Source organism: Bradyrhizobium sp. AS23.2 (assembly GCF_001908185.1).
Lineage (GTDB): Bacteria > Pseudomonadota > Alphaproteobacteria > Rhizobiales > Xanthobacteraceae > Bradyrhizobium.
The window spans coordinates 36,229-50,395 of sequence record NZ_LGHM01000141.1 but is presented as its reverse complement, the minus strand read 5'-3'; the positions used below and the strand labels follow the sequence as shown (position 1 = coordinate 50,395).

13 protein-coding genes and 1 pseudogene are annotated in these 14,167 nt (G+C 64.8%); 6 read left to right on the top strand and 8 right to left on the bottom strand.

From position 1 onward, the window contains the following. Window positions 1-640, top strand: a pseudogene (locus AC630_RS28260) (caspase family protein); the annotation flags it as partial. A 45-nt stretch (window positions 641-685) separates the two neighbouring features. On the opposite strand, the gene AC630_RS28255 reads toward AC630_RS28260, so the two are convergent. Both AC630_RS28255 and AC630_RS28250 read right to left on the bottom strand, forming a co-directional pair. Further along, on the bottom strand, window positions 686-1,375 hold the full coding sequence (locus tag AC630_RS28255) for a DUF1345 domain-containing protein (RefSeq protein ID WP_074121734.1): 690 nt from the start codon (window positions 1,373-1,375) through the stop codon (window positions 686-688). A gap of 96 nt (window positions 1,376-1,471) precedes the next feature. Further along, a complete protein-coding gene (locus AC630_RS28250) occupies window positions 1,472-2,395 on the bottom strand; it encodes a polyprenyl synthetase family protein (RefSeq protein ID WP_074121733.1) in 924 nt (307 codons plus the stop codon). A gap of 161 nt (window positions 2,396-2,556) precedes the next feature. Here AC630_RS28250 and mtgA point away from each other — a divergent pair, with 161 nt between their 5' ends. The 3 genes from mtgA (at window position 2,557) to AC630_RS28235 (ending at window position 4,380) form a co-directional block, all read left to right on the top strand. Further along, on the top strand, window positions 2,557-3,231 hold the full coding sequence (gene mtgA / locus AC630_RS28245) for a monofunctional biosynthetic peptidoglycan transglycosylase (protein ID WP_074121732.1): 675 nt from the start codon (window positions 2,557-2,559) through the stop codon (window positions 3,229-3,231). Window positions 3,232-3,400: 169 nt separating this feature from the next. Beyond that, entirely contained in the window at window positions 3,401-3,583 is a 183-nt protein-coding gene (gene rpmF, locus AC630_RS28240; RefSeq protein WP_007598106.1) for a 50S ribosomal protein L32, read from the top strand. Between the two features lie 143 nt (window positions 3,584-3,726). Then, the gene (locus tag AC630_RS28235) at window positions 3,727-4,380 is read left to right on the top strand and encodes a hypothetical protein (protein ID WP_074121737.1); all 654 of its coding nucleotides are present in this window, start codon (window positions 3,727-3,729) and stop codon (window positions 4,378-4,380) included. 6 nt (window positions 4,381-4,386) lie between these two features. On the opposite strand, the gene AC630_RS28230 is transcribed toward AC630_RS28235, so the two are convergent. Next, a complete protein-coding gene (locus AC630_RS28230) occupies window positions 4,387-4,647 on the bottom strand; it encodes a hypothetical protein (RefSeq protein WP_074121731.1) in 261 nt (86 codons plus the stop codon). Window positions 4,648-4,868: 221 nt separating this feature from the next. Between AC630_RS28230 and AC630_RS28225 the strand changes: the two genes are divergently transcribed. Next, the gene (locus AC630_RS28225; RefSeq protein ID WP_074121736.1) at window positions 4,869-6,563 is read left to right on the top strand and encodes a bifunctional diguanylate cyclase/phosphodiesterase; all 1,695 of its coding nucleotides are present in this window, start codon (window positions 4,869-4,871) and stop codon (window positions 6,561-6,563) included. Between the two features lie 174 nt (window positions 6,564-6,737). Here the strand turns inward: AC630_RS28225 and AC630_RS28220 are convergent, their stop codons facing one another. Then, window positions 6,738-7,106 (bottom strand): antibiotic biosynthesis monooxygenase family protein, encoded by a 369-nt coding sequence (locus AC630_RS28220; RefSeq protein WP_074121730.1) that lies wholly within the window; start codon window positions 7,104-7,106, stop codon window positions 6,738-6,740. 97 nt (window positions 7,107-7,203) lie between these two features. Between AC630_RS28220 and AC630_RS28215 the strand changes: the two genes are divergently transcribed. Beyond that, window positions 7,204-7,668, top strand: a complete 465-nt coding sequence (locus AC630_RS28215) for a MarR family winged helix-turn-helix transcriptional regulator (RefSeq protein ID WP_074121729.1) — start codon at window positions 7,204-7,206, stop codon at window positions 7,666-7,668. Between the two features lie 40 nt (window positions 7,669-7,708). Here AC630_RS28215 and AC630_RS28210 read toward each other — a convergent pair whose 3' ends face one another. The 4 genes from AC630_RS28210 to AC630_RS28195 all read right to left on the bottom strand — a co-directional run bounded on the left by AC630_RS28210 (window position 7,709) and on the right by AC630_RS28195 (window position 13,914). Then, on the bottom strand, window positions 7,709-9,217 hold the full coding sequence (locus AC630_RS28210) for a tripartite tricarboxylate transporter permease (RefSeq protein WP_074121728.1): 1,509 nt from the start codon (window positions 9,215-9,217) through the stop codon (window positions 7,709-7,711). Between the two features lie 4 nt (window positions 9,218-9,221). After that, complete coding sequence (locus AC630_RS28205; RefSeq protein ID WP_074121727.1) at window positions 9,222-9,707, bottom strand: tripartite tricarboxylate transporter TctB family protein; 486 nt, start codon at window positions 9,705-9,707, stop codon at window positions 9,222-9,224. Between the two features lie 157 nt (window positions 9,708-9,864). Beyond that, complete coding sequence (locus AC630_RS28200) at window positions 9,865-10,842, bottom strand: tripartite tricarboxylate transporter substrate binding protein (RefSeq protein WP_074121726.1); 978 nt, start codon at window positions 10,840-10,842, stop codon at window positions 9,865-9,867. Window positions 10,843-11,046: 204 nt separating this feature from the next. Further along, window positions 11,047-13,914 carry a PAS-domain containing protein gene (locus AC630_RS28195; RefSeq protein WP_074121725.1) on the bottom strand — a complete coding sequence of 956 codons (2,868 nt, stop codon included), beginning with the start codon at window positions 13,912-13,914 and terminating at the stop codon, window positions 11,047-11,049. Window positions 13,915-14,167: the final 253 nt, after the last annotated feature.

Genomic DNA, 14,167 nt, shown 5'->3' with positions numbered 1-14,167 from the left:
GCCGGCCAGCACGGCGAGCCCGGCCGGCACCAACGTCGCCTCGCTGACGCCTGCGACTACGCCGGCTGATCTCAGCCGCTCGGTGCAGACCGAGCTCGGCCGCGTCGGCTGCTTCTCCGGGCAGGCCGACGGCAACTGGAATACGTCCTCGCAGCGATCGCTGTCGCAGTTCAACCGCTATGCCGGCACCAGGCTCGACGTGAAGGTGGCGAGCACCGACGCCCTCGATGCGGTCAAGGCCAAGCCGTCGCGCGTCTGTCCGCTGGTCTGTGAGCACGGCTTCAAGGCCGATGGCGACAAGTGCACCAAGATCGTCTGCGGCGACGGCTATGCGCTGAACGACGACAACGAGTGCGAGAAGAAGCGCGCCGCCAAGCCCACAGCCTCCAAGCCCGCGACCTCGCGGCGCGACGACAGCGAGGAGCGTCCGGCGCGGCAGCGTCGCCAGGCCGGCGGCGCAGCGGGCGGCTATGGTGCCGCTGCTGGCATTGCTGCTGCCGCGCGCGTCGGCCGCGCCGCGGGTGGCGGGCAGGTTTATTGCAATGGCAGCGGCTGCCGTCCGGTCTCGCGCGGCTGCCATCTCGAATATCGCGGCGGCGGCGGCCCCGGCAACGACGCCAATGCCGAGGTGTGCAATTAGGTCCCGATGTCGTCCTGGCGTTCGCCGGGACGATCGTGGGAGAGACTATGGCGCAATCGCGCTCGCCGCGATGTTCACCGTCAGCGCCAGCAACGCCGTGTTGTAGATGAAGGACACGATGCCGTGCGCCGTCGCCGTGCGGCGGATGGTCTTGTCGGTGATGCCGACGTCGGAGACCTGCGCGGTCATGCCGATCACGAATGAGAAATAGACGAAGTCCCAATAGTCGGCGTGGTCTTCCTTGTCGCCGCTCGGGAACTGAAGGCCGCCCGGCTTGGCGTGCCGATAATAATCATGAGCGTAATGCAGCGCGAAGGTCGTGTGCACGGCGGCCCATGACAGTGCGATGGTCGCAATCGCGACGGTCAGCTCCGACACGCCGCGATGCGGCGTGCCGAGCTCCGAGACGATCGCAGCGATGCTGGCGAAGGCGCCGGTCGCTGTCACCAAAAGGATCACGAAGCGGCCGTCGTCCTGCATCGCGGCGGCGCGGCGGATGTGCTGGTGATCGTTGCAGAGCATCATGGTGTAGACCAGCACGAGATAGACCGCGATCAGCGCATCCCAGCCGAACAGCAGCCGCGTCACGAGCCGGTGCGCGCCAGGGATCAGCAGGCAGACGAGGATGCCGGCCCCGAGCGAGATGAACGTCCGCGGCCGCGCATAAAGCAGCCGCATCGGCCGCGACATCTGGCGGAAGCGGACGAGGACGGGATCTTCCTTGCCAGTGGCCATGACGATGGCGCCCTCTCGGTCAACTCGCGTTGGCGCCGCAGCGGCGCTCTGCTCCCTCTCCCCGCAAGCGGAGCGAGGTGAAGATCGTGCGCTGCGTCAGCTCTTCCGCTCGGCGACAAACCGAGCGGCGGCTTGCAGCACGGCGGCGCGATCGCCGAAGATCGATACCGCGTTGTCGGCACGTGCGAGCAGGTCGCCTACGCGCTGCTTGGCGCCTTCGAGGCCGAGCTGGGTGACGAAGGTGGTCTTGCCGAGCGCTGCGTCCTGGCCCGAAGGCTTGCCGAGCGCCGCCGCATCGCCTTCGACGTCGAGCAGATCGTCGGCGATCTGGAAGGCTTCGCCAAGCGCGCGGCCGTAATCGTCGAGGGCCTGGTATTCCTTTTGCGAGGCCTGGCCGAGGATCGCGCCGGCGATGCAGCCATAGCGAAGCAGCGCGCCAGTCTTCATCTGCTGGAGACGCGCCACATCGACCGGCTCGCGGTCGCCAAAGCGGCCTTCGCCGGCGAGATCGAGCATCTGGCCGCCGACCATGCCGCCGATGCCGGAGCAGCGCGCCAGCGCGCGCGTCAGCAAAAGCCGCACATTGGCGTCGCGATGGATCTCGTCGCGGGTGATGATGTCGAAGGCGAGCGTCAGCAGGCCGTCGCCGGCAAGGATCGCGGTCGCGTCATCGGTCTTCTTGTGCAGGGTGGGACGGCCGCGGCGCAGGTCCGAATTGTCCATCGCCGGCAGATCATCATGGATCAGCGAATAGCAGTGGATGCATTCGAGCGCGGCACCTGCGAGCAGCGCGGCCTCGCGCGGCACGCCGAACACGGCAGCGCTCTCGACCACGAGGAACGGCCGCAGGCGCTTGCCGCCATTCAGGCTCGAATAGCGCATTGCGTCCATCAGTCGCTTGGGGCGGACGATTTCATCGGGCAGGATGTCGTCCGACAACAAGCGCCCGAGCAGGGCTTCGGTGTCATCAGCGGTCTTGTCCAGACGCTTGGCGAAATCGGACGGGGACGTGCCGGTCATCAAGAAAGGCTCCAGAACTAAAATTCGGCCGGACAATCCTTTATGCGCCCGCCTCAGTCAATCGTTTGGAAGGCGTAAAAAGTGCTGGAAAACGCCCGAATTACCACAGACTTAATGGCGGACTCCGTGGCCGAGTTTCATTTTTCGCCGGAAAGGTTGATTTGCGCGTCGTCAGAATCCTGCTGGTGGTGCTCGCGGTCGTAGCTCTCGCGCCCTACGTCATTGCGCCGTTCTATCGCGCCGGCCACCCGGTTTCGACGCTGATGGCCTGGCGCTCGCTGCGGGGCGCGCCGATGCATCGGGAGTGGATCGATCTGGCGGCGATGTCGCCCTATCTGCCGCGGTCGGTCGTGGCGGCGGAGGACGCCCATTTCTGCAAGCATCACGGCATCGACTGGGGTGCGCTGCGCGAGGCGATCGATGATGCGCAGGAGGACGGTACGCCGTTCCGCGGCGCCTCCACCATCACCCAGCAGGTGGCAAAAAACCTCTTCCTCTGGCAGGGGCGGGATTTCGTCCGCAAGGCGCTCGAATTCCCGCTGGCGCTGTGGATCGACTTCGTCCTGCCTAAGGCGCGAATTCTGGAGATTTACCTCAACATCGCCGAGTTCGGCCCGCAGGGGCAGTTCGGGGTGGAGGCGGGCAGTGCCTATGCCTTCGGCAGGTCAGCGGCTGACCTCTCTCCCCGGGAGGCGGCCCTGCTGGCCTCGATCCTGCCCAATCCGGTCAAACGCAGCGCCAGGGCCCCCGGACCGGGCGTCCGGCGGCTGGCCGTGACCTATGTGGCAAGGGCGCGGGCCAGCTCGCTTTCGACCTGTTGGCGGGAAAATCGCTGATTTCGGGTCCTTTTCAGGCGTATTTTCCGGCCCAAAAGCCTAGCTTTACGGCCAGCCTTCCTCTATAAGCCCGGCCTTGATCGGCATTCAGCTCGCCTCGGATTGCGGGTGCTGAGCCGTCCCCTCGCGGACGATGCCCTGATAACACCAATCCCTAGAGGATATTGAAATGGCCGTTCCGAGAAGAAAAACCTCGCCGTCGCGTCGTGGCATGCGCCGCTCGGCAGACGCCATCAAGAAGCCGACCTACGTGGAAGACAAGGACTCCGGCGAGCTCCGTCGTCCGCACCATCTCGACCTCAAGACCGGCATGTACAAGGGTCGGCAGGTCCTGAAGAAGAAAGAGTCCTGAACCCAGGACCTTTCTTTGGGCCGGATGGTTTGACCTGCCTGATTTCGGCCAACCCATGAGATATGACGGTGACGGCGGCGGAGCAAATGCTTCGCCGCTGCATTGTCCTGTCCGGATATCTTGATCGAGAAGGCATTTCGCCGATGGTCGGTTTCCCGCTGCTTCTGATTCCGCTCGCGGTCTACAACATCGTCGCCTTCCTGATGCCGAGCGTGTCCTTTACGGACGTGCTATTCAAGGTGCCGATGATCACGGGCGAGACTTGGCCGGTCACGCTCGCCGACCTCCTGCTGGCGCTCGGTATTGTGCTGTTGCTGCTCGAGGTGGTCAAAGGCGCGCGGCCCGGCTCGAAATTCCTGATGGATCACTTGCTGTCGCTGATCGTGTTCGGCGCGGCCGCCGCCGAATTCGTGATGTGGCCCAAATTCGGCAACTCGACCTATTTCCTGCTGGTGCTGCTCGCGATGGCCGATTTCCTTGGCGGCATTGCCCAGCGCACGCGCCGCCGCGTCACCTATGTCGCCGAGACGACAGTGCCGGCGCCGCGCAAGGCCAAGCGCCGGGCCGAAGCGCCGGCGGACGATGCAGTGGCCGAGCCCAAGTTCGAGCCGGTGTCGGCGCCGCAGCCTGCTCCGGTCGTGCCACCCGCGCCCACGGCGCAATCCGTCGCCGAATCCGTGCTGATGGACCATCCTGCGCCCAAGCCCGCGCCGACCATCACGCCCTCGCCGGAAATCCCTTCGCCGCATCTGCAGCCGGGCAACGGCACGCCGCCCTCGTCCGATACGCCGCGCTGATCGATATCAAGCCACCTGCCGCGTGCGCGCGCTGACGCTCGGCAGCGGGTGCTTGCTGCCATAGGCCATCCGCGCATCGTCGGAAGAGGCGCGCCGGAGCCGGCTCGTCTGGGGCAGATGTTCGGCATTGGCGATGAGCTGGGTGACGAAGTTCGAATCGGGGCGCGGCAGCGGCGCCTTGCGGACCCACTGCAACGTCGGCATCAGCGGCACCAGGGCCGTGCCCGTGCCGTTGTCCGCCTCGTCCGATCGATCAGTACCCAACATCGCAATCACCGTTGACCCGGCGAGGCCTGTCGCGTTTCGGGACGCGGGCGCCGGGGCGTGTCATGTACTCGCAAGGCCTATGCCGGCCGGGCCGGTTTGGTTCCGGCCAGCCGGAAAACGTGGTTTCCAAATTGTTTATGAACTTCGCCTAGGGTCATAGGCAAATCTGGCCGTATTCTGTGCCGGCTCAGGACTCTCCGCTGTCCCGAAACGAGGCGATTTTGACACCAGCATTGCCGCAAGCCTCCGACATCCTGGCCGCGCTCGGCCAGGCCGTTTTCGCCTGGGACATCGCCAGCGACGTCATTGTCTGGGGTGAGCAGGTCAGCGCCGTCTTCCCCGGTATCCCGCCCGAACGGCTCGCAACCGGTGCCGAATTCGCCAAGCTGATCGAGCCCGCGCAGTTGCTGCGGACCGCCGCGCTTGCGCAGACCTCGGCCGTGCATGGCGTCGACGGCACGCCCTACCGGATCGAGTACGGCGTGCGCATGAGCGCCGCTGACCCGGTGGTCTGGATCGAGGAGACCGGCCGCTGGTTCGCCGGCCCCGACGGCCGTCCGGTGCGCGCGTTCGGCTCCGTCCGAATCAACAATGAGCGGCATGCCCGCGATGAGGAGCTGACGAGGCTGGCACGGCTCGACCCGCTGACCGGCGAGCTCAATCGCTCCCACTTGCTCGCGGCCCTGGCCGAGGCGATAGAGGAGACGACCCGCTTCCGCTCGACTGCGGCCTTCATGCTGGTCGGCATCGATCATCTCGCTCGCGTCAACGACGCCTTCGGCTTCGACGTTGCCGACGCGGTGATCCTCGACGTCGCCAAGCGCATCCGCGCGCGGCTGCGCGGCGGCGATGTGCTTGGTCGCTTCTCCGGCAACAAGTTCGGCCTGATCCTGAAGAACTGCACCGTCGACGACATGAACGTTGCCGCCGAGCGTTTCCTCGCCGGCATCCGGGACGAAGTCGTACCGACCAAATCCGGCCCGGTTTCGGTTACCGCGTCGATCGGCGCGGTCAGCGTGCCGCGCTATGCCCGCAACACCGACGAGGCCGTCAATCGCGCTCATGAGACGCTGGACGCTGCAAAACAACGCCGCGCCGGCTCGTTCGCGGCGTGGCGTCCGGATGCCGCGCGCGACGCGCAACGCCGCGTCAACATCCGCGTTACCGACGAGATCGTCACCGCGCTGAACGAGCGCCGCATCAAGCTCGCCTATGAGCCGGTTGTTGCGGCCGCTTCGCGGGAACGTGCGTTCCACGAGTGCCTCGTGCGGATGGAACAGGGCAACGGCCAGGTGCTGCTCGCACCCGACATCGTGCCGGTCGCCGAACGGCTCGGGTTGATCCGCCTGGTCGATCACCGCGTGCTCGAGCTTGTGGTCGCTGAACTCGCGGCCGCGCCCGACGCCCACCTCAGCCTCAACATCTCGCCCGACACGACGATGGATCCGGACTGGTGGGCCAGCATCGAGTCGCTCATGCATGCCCATCCCGGCGTCGCCGAGCGGCTGATCGTCGAGATCACCGAGACGGTCGCGATCCAGGACATCGACGACGTCCGCGCCTTCGTCGGCCGTCTCAAGCATTTCGGCAGCCGCATCGCCATCGACGATTTCGGCGCCGGCTACACCTCGTTCCGCAACTTGCGCAATCTCGGCGTCGACATCGTCAAGATCGACGGCGCCTTCGTGCAGAACATCACCCGTTCCGCCGACGACCGCGCCTTCGTGCAGACCCTGATCGATCTTGCCCGCCGCCTCGACATCAAGACGGTCGCCGAATGGGTGCAGGACGAAGAGGCAGCAAACATGCTGCTGGATTGGGGCTGCGATTACATCCAGGGCCGCCTGATCGGACTGGCGTCGGCCGAGCGCCCGTGGGGCACATCGCCGAACAACGCACTGCCTGCGGCGGGGTAAGTATCAGTGCCATCGTAGGGTGGGCACGGCGCAAGGGCGCCTTTGGCCACTCTACGATTTTGGCTATGCGCTCAGTCCTCTCCTCCGTCATTGCGAGCGCAGCGAAGCAATCCAGGATATTTCCCGAGGCGGCAGTCTAGATTGCTTCGCTGCGCTCGCAATGACGATGTGTGGCTATGCCACGCAAATGCCTGGCACCGCGACCTTCTGGAACAGATGCGGGCTTGCGACGGCGGATGCGGGGTAGTCCGCGATCTTCGCGCGGAATTCCGGGTGGGTGAACGCCGCGCGGAAATGCGCATTGGACTCCCAGACTGCGCAATTGAGATATGTCGGATTGTCGCCGACGGCGCGGTGGAGCTGGGTGGAGATGAAGCCCGGTTGCCGCTTCATGAAAGCGGCATCGTCCTGCCAGCTCTTCAGGAAACTCTGCTCGTCCGCGGCATCGAGCGTGAACAGATTGACCAGCACCACGGGGCCGACATCGAGTGCGATCTGGCGATCGATCGGAAAGGTCGGGTCGAGCGGACGCATCTGGGGCATGGCATCACTCCGTGCGATTTGGTATTATAATGTCAATTCGACAATATATTACATGGAAATTTGACATGATGATGTCAATAAGGGGTGATCGCTGCAAATGAGCAAGACCAAACGGACCCCGGCGGGCGAGGCGCTGACCGGCTTCATCCTCGACCTGTTCCGGGTCAACGGCCTGCTCCTGACGGCCGGTGACCGGCTGGTCGCGCCACTCGGCCTCACCAGCGCGCGCTGGCAGATCCTGGGGGCGATCGTCGATGCCGAGCGCCCGGAACCGGTCGCCTGGCTGGCGCGAAATCTCGGTGCCAACCGCCAGAACGTGCAGCGGATCGTCAACGATCTCGAGCGGGATGGCCTCGTCGCGTTCGAGACCAACCCGCATCACAGCCGCGCGCAGCTCGTGGTGCTCACCGGCAAGGGCAGGCAGGTCTACGATGCCGCCGGCCGTTCGCAGGTCCCGTGGGTCAACGGCCTGGCGGATGGTTTGTCGGTGAAGGAGATCGAAATGGCCCATCGCGTGATCGGCGCCCTGCGCGATCGGCTCGAGGGAGCCGGCGAGGGCTGATTGCGCCGTACCTTACGCCACGCGTCGATTGCAAATCTCCTCACGCGCCCTCATCCAACGCCACCAGCTCGCGCTTCTTGCGCAGCGTGGGCAACAGCGGAGCGATCAGCAGCACCAGCGCAAGCGCAAGGCAGGCCGCCGAGATCGGCCGCTGCACAAAGGTCCAGAGATCGCCTTGCGACAGGATCAGCGACTTGCGCAGATTGTTCTCCAGCATCGGGCCGAGCACGAAGGCGAGCACCAGCGGTGCCGGCTCGTAGCCGAGCTTGCGCATGAAATAGCCGATGATTCCGAACGCGATCATCACATAGACGTCGAACACGTTGTTGCTCGAGCAGTAGACGCCGAGGATCGTGAACAGGATGATCAGCGGGAAGAGGATGCTGTAGGGCAGCTTGAGCAACTGCACCCACATGCCGATCATCGGCAAATTGAGGATCAGCAGCATGACGTTGCCGATATACATGCTGGCGACGATGCCCCAGAACAAGCCGGGGTTTTGTGCGATCAGCAGCGGTCCCGGCTGCAGGCCGTGAATGACGAATGCGCCGAGCAGCAGCGCCATCACCACGTTCGGCGGGATGCCCAGCGTCATCAGCGGAATGAACGCGCCGCCGGCCGCCGCATTGTTGGCGGACTCCGGGCCCGCGACGCCCTCGATCGCGCCGTGGCCAAACCGCTCCGGCGTTTTCGATAGCCGCTTCTCCAGCGCGTAGGACGCAAACGAGGCGACCACCGCGCCGCCACCCGGCAGGATGCCGAGCAGGAAGCCGAGCAGGGTACCGCGCGCCACGGGGCCGGCGCTCGCCTGCCAATCGGCCTTGTTGGGCAAGAGCTGCGTGATCTTGGCGTTGATGATGTCGCGCTTGATGGCCTGCTCGGTGTTGAGCAGCACCTCGGCAACGCCGAACAGACCCATCACGACAGGCACGAGACCGATACCGTCGATCAGCTCCATGCGGCCGAATGTCAGACGGGGCTGCGCCGTGATGCTGTCGAGCCCGATCAGTCCAAGCACGACGCCGATGCACGCCATCAGCAGCGCTTTCGGCATCGATCCCTGGGTGAGGAAGGTGAGCACCACGAGGCCGAGCACCATCAGGCTGAAATACTCGGCCGGGCCGAATGCGATCGCGATGCCGGCAAGTCTCGGCGCCACCAGCATCAGCGCCACCAGCGCGAATGTGCCGGCGATGAAGGAGCCGAAGGCGGAGATGCCGAGCGCAGGGCCGGCGCGGCCCTGCTTCGCCATCTGGTGGCCATCGATGCAGGTGACGACGGAAGCCGCCTCGCCGGGGATGTTGACCAGGATCGAGGTGGTCGAGCCGCCATACATAGAGCCGTAGTAAATGCCGGCCATCATGATGATGCCGGATTCCGGCGTGCCCGACAGCGTCACTGGCAGCAGCAGCGACATCGCCGAGATCGGCCCGATGCCCGGTAGCACGCCGACCAGCGTGCCGATGAAGACGCCGATGAAACAGTAGAGGAGATTGATCCCGGTCAGCGCGACGCCGAATCCATGCGCGACATTAGCAAGCGTATCCATAAGGTCACCCGATCCCGAACAGGCCCGAAGGCAACTGGATCAAGAGCAGTCGATTGAGCACCCACCACATGCCGAGCGGCACCAGCACTGCGATCGGGATCGCCAGCGGCCAGCGCACGGGGTCGATCAGCCGCAACAGCAGCAGCATCAGCGGGATCGACGACAACAGGAATCCCAGCGGCTCCAGGGCGAAGGAGAACGCGGTGAGGCAGGCGATGATGAGAAGCGGTTTGCTCCAGCGCGCATTCTCCCAGCGTGAGGCTAGCGTGGGTCCGCCCTCGGTGATGGCTGAGACGATAATGGAGCCTGCGAATACGCACATCAGGATGCCCGTGTAGAACAGCACGTAGCCCGAGCCGGGATCGTTGATTGTGCCGAGCTTGAGCTTCAGCCCCGACCAGATCACGAAGCCGCCGAGCCCGAGCCCGATCAACCCGCCCCAGAGTTCGGAGTTGTTGAGGCGGAATTTGACGTTGGTTTGATCGTTCATCGACGCCCTCTCGGCCGTTCCCCGGACGCTGCGCAGCATGAAGTGGTGCGCTGCAGAGCCGGGGCCTATAGGTTCGTGGCAAAGGTGGATCCGCGCTCTGCGGTGCACCGCTGAAGAAGCGCTGCACCGCGTCCGGGACACGAAAGTGGCCGCAAGCCTATTTCTTCGCAAGTCCGAGCGTGTCGATGATCTTGCGCTCGGACTCCGTGACCTCGACGACGAATTTCTTGTAGTCCTCGGTGTTCTTGTAGTTCGGCACCATGTCATATTTGGCGAGCGTGGCGATCACAGCGGGGTCCTCGACCGCCTTCTTGAAGGCGTCGTGCAGCTTGGCGACGATCTTGGGATCCATGCCCTTCGGACCGGCAATGCCGAACGGGGAATCGTAGACCATGGGATAGCCGAGCTCCTTCAGTGTCGGCACATCAGGATAGTTCGGCGATCGCGCGCCAGTCCAAACCATCAGCAGCCGCAGCTTGCCGGCATCGACCAGCGGCCGCCATCCCGTCGAATCGGCTTGCAGCATGGTGTGCTGCCCGAGCACCGCGGCGTTGGTCTCCGCGCCGCCCTTGAACGGCACCTGCGTGAGCTTGATGCCGGACATCGCCGCGATCTGCTCCATGCCGATATGGAGCGAGGTGCCGGTGCCCGGCGTGGCGTAGGTCACCTTGCCCGGATTGGCCTTGGCGAACTCGACTACGTCCTTCCAGGACTTGAACTGCGACTCTGCGCTCGTGGTCACGCCGAACGTATAGCCCGTGAGGTGAATGATATAGGTGAAGTCCTTCGCCGGATCCCACGACACTTCCTGCATCAGGGGCAGGCGGAACACCGTGATCGGAAGCTGCGCGATGGTGTAGCCGTCCGGCTTCGCGGCCGCGGCCATGGTCGCAGGTCCGACCGTGCCGCCGCCGCCGGCCTTGTTGTCGATCACAATCGGCTGCCCCAGCACCTTCGAGGCGCTGTCGGCGATTGCGCGCATCGAGATGTCGGTCGAACCTCCGGCCGGCCACGGCACGATCAGCGTGATCGGTTTGCTGGGATAGTCCTGCGCACCGGCGGCGGTCGCGAGCAACGCGGCCACAACAGCGTATATGGCGGCAGAGGCGATCGTCTTCAGCCTGTATCGCGACATCGAAACTCCTCCCTCGCAGCGGCCTCTTTGGGACCGCCGTTTCGCATTCTTGTGAGGCGATTGTTCCCGAAATCACGAAGGAAGAAAAGCGCATTGCGCGGACCACGCTTGTCGGTGGATGCGGCAATCCTGGCGGAATCGGCACGTGCGACAATTGGTCGTTCGAAGGTGTGCCGAGCGGCGGCATTTGGGGCGGCCGAAGCCTTACGCCACGCGGCGGACCGCGTTCAGCGTCTCGATGGTTCGTCCGACCTCGGCTGCCGGGCAGGGCTTGCCGAAATAATATCCCTGCACCGCGGTGCAGCCGCATTCGCGGACGAAGTCGAGTTGCTCGATCGTCTCAACGCCCTCCGCCGTGGTCTCGACGCCGAGCACGGAGCCGAGGCTTGCGATGGTGCGGACGATGGCGACGCTTTCCGGGCTTTCGCCAAGCGTGCCGACGAAGGAGCGGTCGATCTTGATGCGGTCGAACGGAAACTTGCGCAAATAGCTCAGCGAGGAATAGCCGACGCCGAAATCGTCGAGGCTGACGCGCACGCCGAGCGCGCGGAGCTGGTGCAGGATCTCGATGGTCGCCTCGCTGTCGTCGAGCAGCGCCGTCTCGGTGACCTCGAGTTCGAGTCGCCGTGGCGGCAGGCCGGCCTCTGCAAGCGCGCTCGTGACCATCGTCACCAGCCCGCGCGAGCGAAACTGCACCGGCGACAGGTTCACCGCGACGGTGACATCGGGCCACGACACGGCGGTCGCACAGGCGGTGCGCAGCACCCATTCGCCGATCGGAACGATCAGCCCGTTCTCTTCCGCGATCGGGATGAATTCGACGGGCGAGACGAAGCCACGTGAAGGATGCATCCAGCGCAGCAGCGCCTCGAAGCCGGTGAGCTCGGACGAATCGAGCCGCACCTGCGGCTGGAACACCAGGTGGAATTCGCGCCGCTCCAGCGCGGTGCGCAAATCGTGCTCCAGCGCGTGGCGGCTGCGCGCCTGTTCCTCCATCTCGGGTTCGAACAGCTGATAGGCGCCGCGTCCCTTGGCCTTGGCCTGGTACAGCGCGAGGTCGGCGCATTTCATCAGCTCGTCGGCATCGAGCCCGTGCTCGGGCGCGATCGCGATACCGACGGAGACGCCGACATGGATCGACTGGCTTTCCAGCGGCGGCGGGTGACCGATGATCTCGACAAGGCGGTGGGCGAGCTTTTCGGCCGATTGCGGCTGCGGTCCGCGCTGGAGAACGGCGAACTCGTCGCCGCCGAGACGGGCGATCGTGTCGTGCTCGCCGACATTCTCTTTCAGGCACGCCGCGACCCAGCGCAACAGCCGATCGCCTGCAGCGTGGCCGAGACGGTCGTTGACGGTCTTGAAATTGTCGAGGTCGAAGTACAGCACGGCCATCTCGCCGCCGGCGATCGCGACCTGGTTCAGCCCCTCGCTCATCTCCTCGCGGAACAGCGTGCGATTGGGCAGGTCGGTGAGCGAATCGTGCCGCGCCATGTGCGCCAGGCGGGCCTGGGCCTTGTGGCGCTCGGTGACGTCCTCATAGGTGACGACCCAGCCGCCAAGCTCCATCCGCTTGTGATTGAGCTTGATGATGCGGCCATCGCTCAGATGCCGATGCAGTGTATGCTCGCCCTCGCGTAGCCTCTCGACATAGTCTGCATAGAGCCGCGCACCCGTGGTGTTCGGATGGATGCCCAGCTCGCAGCTGTGCTCCATGATCTCGCGCATCGAAACGCCCGGCTTCACGACGTCAGGCGCCAGTCCATACATCTCGATGTAGCGGCGGTTGCAGACGATCACGTGCAGGCTCGAATCGAGCATGCACAGCCCCTGGCTCATGTTGTTCAGCGCCGCGTCAAAGCGGCGATACTGCTCGCTCAATTCCTCGACCGCGCGCTCGCGCTCGGTAATGTCCTCATAGGTGGCGACAAAGCCGCCTTCGGCCAGCGCGCAGTAGCGCACCGAGACCACGGTGTCGTTCGACATCCGCCGCCGCATCGGCGAGGAATCGTTACTGTCGATCCGCGTGTGGAGGGTTTCCAGAATTTGCTGGAGGCTGTATTCGGACGCGAAGGCGCCGTTCGCCATCGATCGTTCGACCAGCTTCGAGATATGCGTGCCGGGAGCGGCTTCCGCGGGCGACAGATGGTAGATCGTCCGGTAGGTGGTGTTGCAGACGCGCAGGCGCATATCGCTGTCGTAGAATGCGAGGCCGTGCGCCATGTTCTCGAGCGCGGCGTCCAGCATGAAGTTCTGCTGCTTCAGCGCCTCTTCATATTGCAGCCGTTCGGTGACGTCTTCATGCACCGTCACCCAGCCGCCGTCGGGCATGAACCGGGAGGTCGCCTGGACCTTTCGGCCGTCGAAGCGCGTCACCAGGATCAGCCTCGGGTTCCGGGTGCGCACATCGTCGTTTCGGCGCGCCTGGAATTCGTCCTTCGACATGCCGGGCAGATTGCCGCGCGACGCCCAATGCTCGACGACGTCGCGATGCGTGACGCCCGGTTTCACGATCTCGGGGTCGAGGTCGTAGAATTGGAGGAATCTCTCGTTGCAGACGACGACACGGCTGTCGGCATCATACATGATGAGGCCGTGCGACATGTGGGCGAGCGCATGTTGGCTGCGTTCGGTTTGAAGCTGCAGTTCCGCTTCGAGCCGGGCCCGGCGCGTGACGTCGTCGCAGATCGTCATCCAGCCGCCCCCGGGCAGCGGCTTCATATCGAGGGACAGCACGAGGCCGTTCGGCGGCCGCTGCTCGGTCCGGAACGGCTTGCCCGCCTCGATCATCTTCACGCGCTTGGCATAGAGCGCATCCAGCTCACTCACTGGAAAATTGCCGAGCGAGGCGCTGTGGGCGAGCACGTCGCGATAGCTGGTGCCGAGCCGCACGACCTCGGCCGACATGTTGAACATGGTAAGATAGCGCTGGTTGACCAGAACGATCCGGTTGTCGGCGTCGTAGACGCACACGCCCTGCTCCATGTGGTCGAGCGCGAGCTGGCTCAGCGCAAGAAGGGCCCCCGGGCCTTGCTCGCGGCGTGCACCAAGCTCGTTGTCGTGGGTCGAAGTCATGGGATCGGCGGGGTCTCGGCGGGCAATAAACCTAACGCAACGCAATTCCGGTGCCGAGGGTAGCGAAGACCAGGGAAAATTCCCTTAAGCGCAGTAGTTTACGGAGGGTGACTGACGATGGAGAGACGCGTTGCCCGCACGACGCAACGCTCGAAACGCAGGTTGCTTTGTGCCGTCATCCTGAGGTGCCGGAGCGAAGCGGAGGCCTTGAAGGACGACGGCCCGGCTGTATCCCGGCCGTCCATTCTTCGAG

Bases quoted from the DNA above. Each gene is read 5' to 3' on its own strand.
- AC630_RS28215 (WP_074121729.1), top strand. From the start codon at position 7,204: ATGAGCAAGACCAAACGGACCCCGGCGGGCGAGGCGCTGACCGGCTTC.
- AC630_RS28210 (WP_074121728.1), bottom strand. From the start codon at position 9,217: ATGGATACGCTTGCTAATGTCGCGCATGGATTCGGCGTCGCGCTGACC.
- AC630_RS28195 (WP_074121725.1), bottom strand. From the start codon at position 13,914: ATGACTTCGACCCACGACAACGAGCTTGGTGCACGCCGCGAGCAAGGC.
- AC630_RS28250 (WP_074121733.1), bottom strand. From the start codon at position 2,395: ATGACCGGCACGTCCCCGTCCGATTTCGCCAAGCGTCTGGACAAGACC.
- AC630_RS28205 (WP_074121727.1), bottom strand. From the start codon at position 9,707: ATGAACGATCAAACCAACGTCAAATTCCGCCTCAACAACTCCGAACTC.
- AC630_RS28220 (WP_074121730.1), bottom strand. From the start codon at position 7,106: ATGCCCCAGATGCGTCCGCTCGACCCGACCTTTCCGATCGATCGCCAG.
- AC630_RS28230 (WP_074121731.1), bottom strand. From the start codon at position 4,647: ATGTTGGGTACTGATCGATCGGACGAGGCGGACAACGGCACGGGCACG.
- AC630_RS28255 (WP_074121734.1), bottom strand. From the start codon at position 1,375: ATGGCCACTGGCAAGGAAGATCCCGTCCTCGTCCGCTTCCGCCAGATG.
- rpmF (WP_007598106.1), top strand. From the start codon at position 3,401: ATGGCCGTTCCGAGAAGAAAAACCTCGCCGTCGCGTCGTGGCATGCGC.
- AC630_RS28235 (WP_074121737.1), top strand. From the start codon at position 3,727: ATGGTCGGTTTCCCGCTGCTTCTGATTCCGCTCGCGGTCTACAACATC.
- AC630_RS28200 (WP_074121726.1), bottom strand. From the start codon at position 10,842: ATGTCGCGATACAGGCTGAAGACGATCGCCTCTGCCGCCATATACGCT.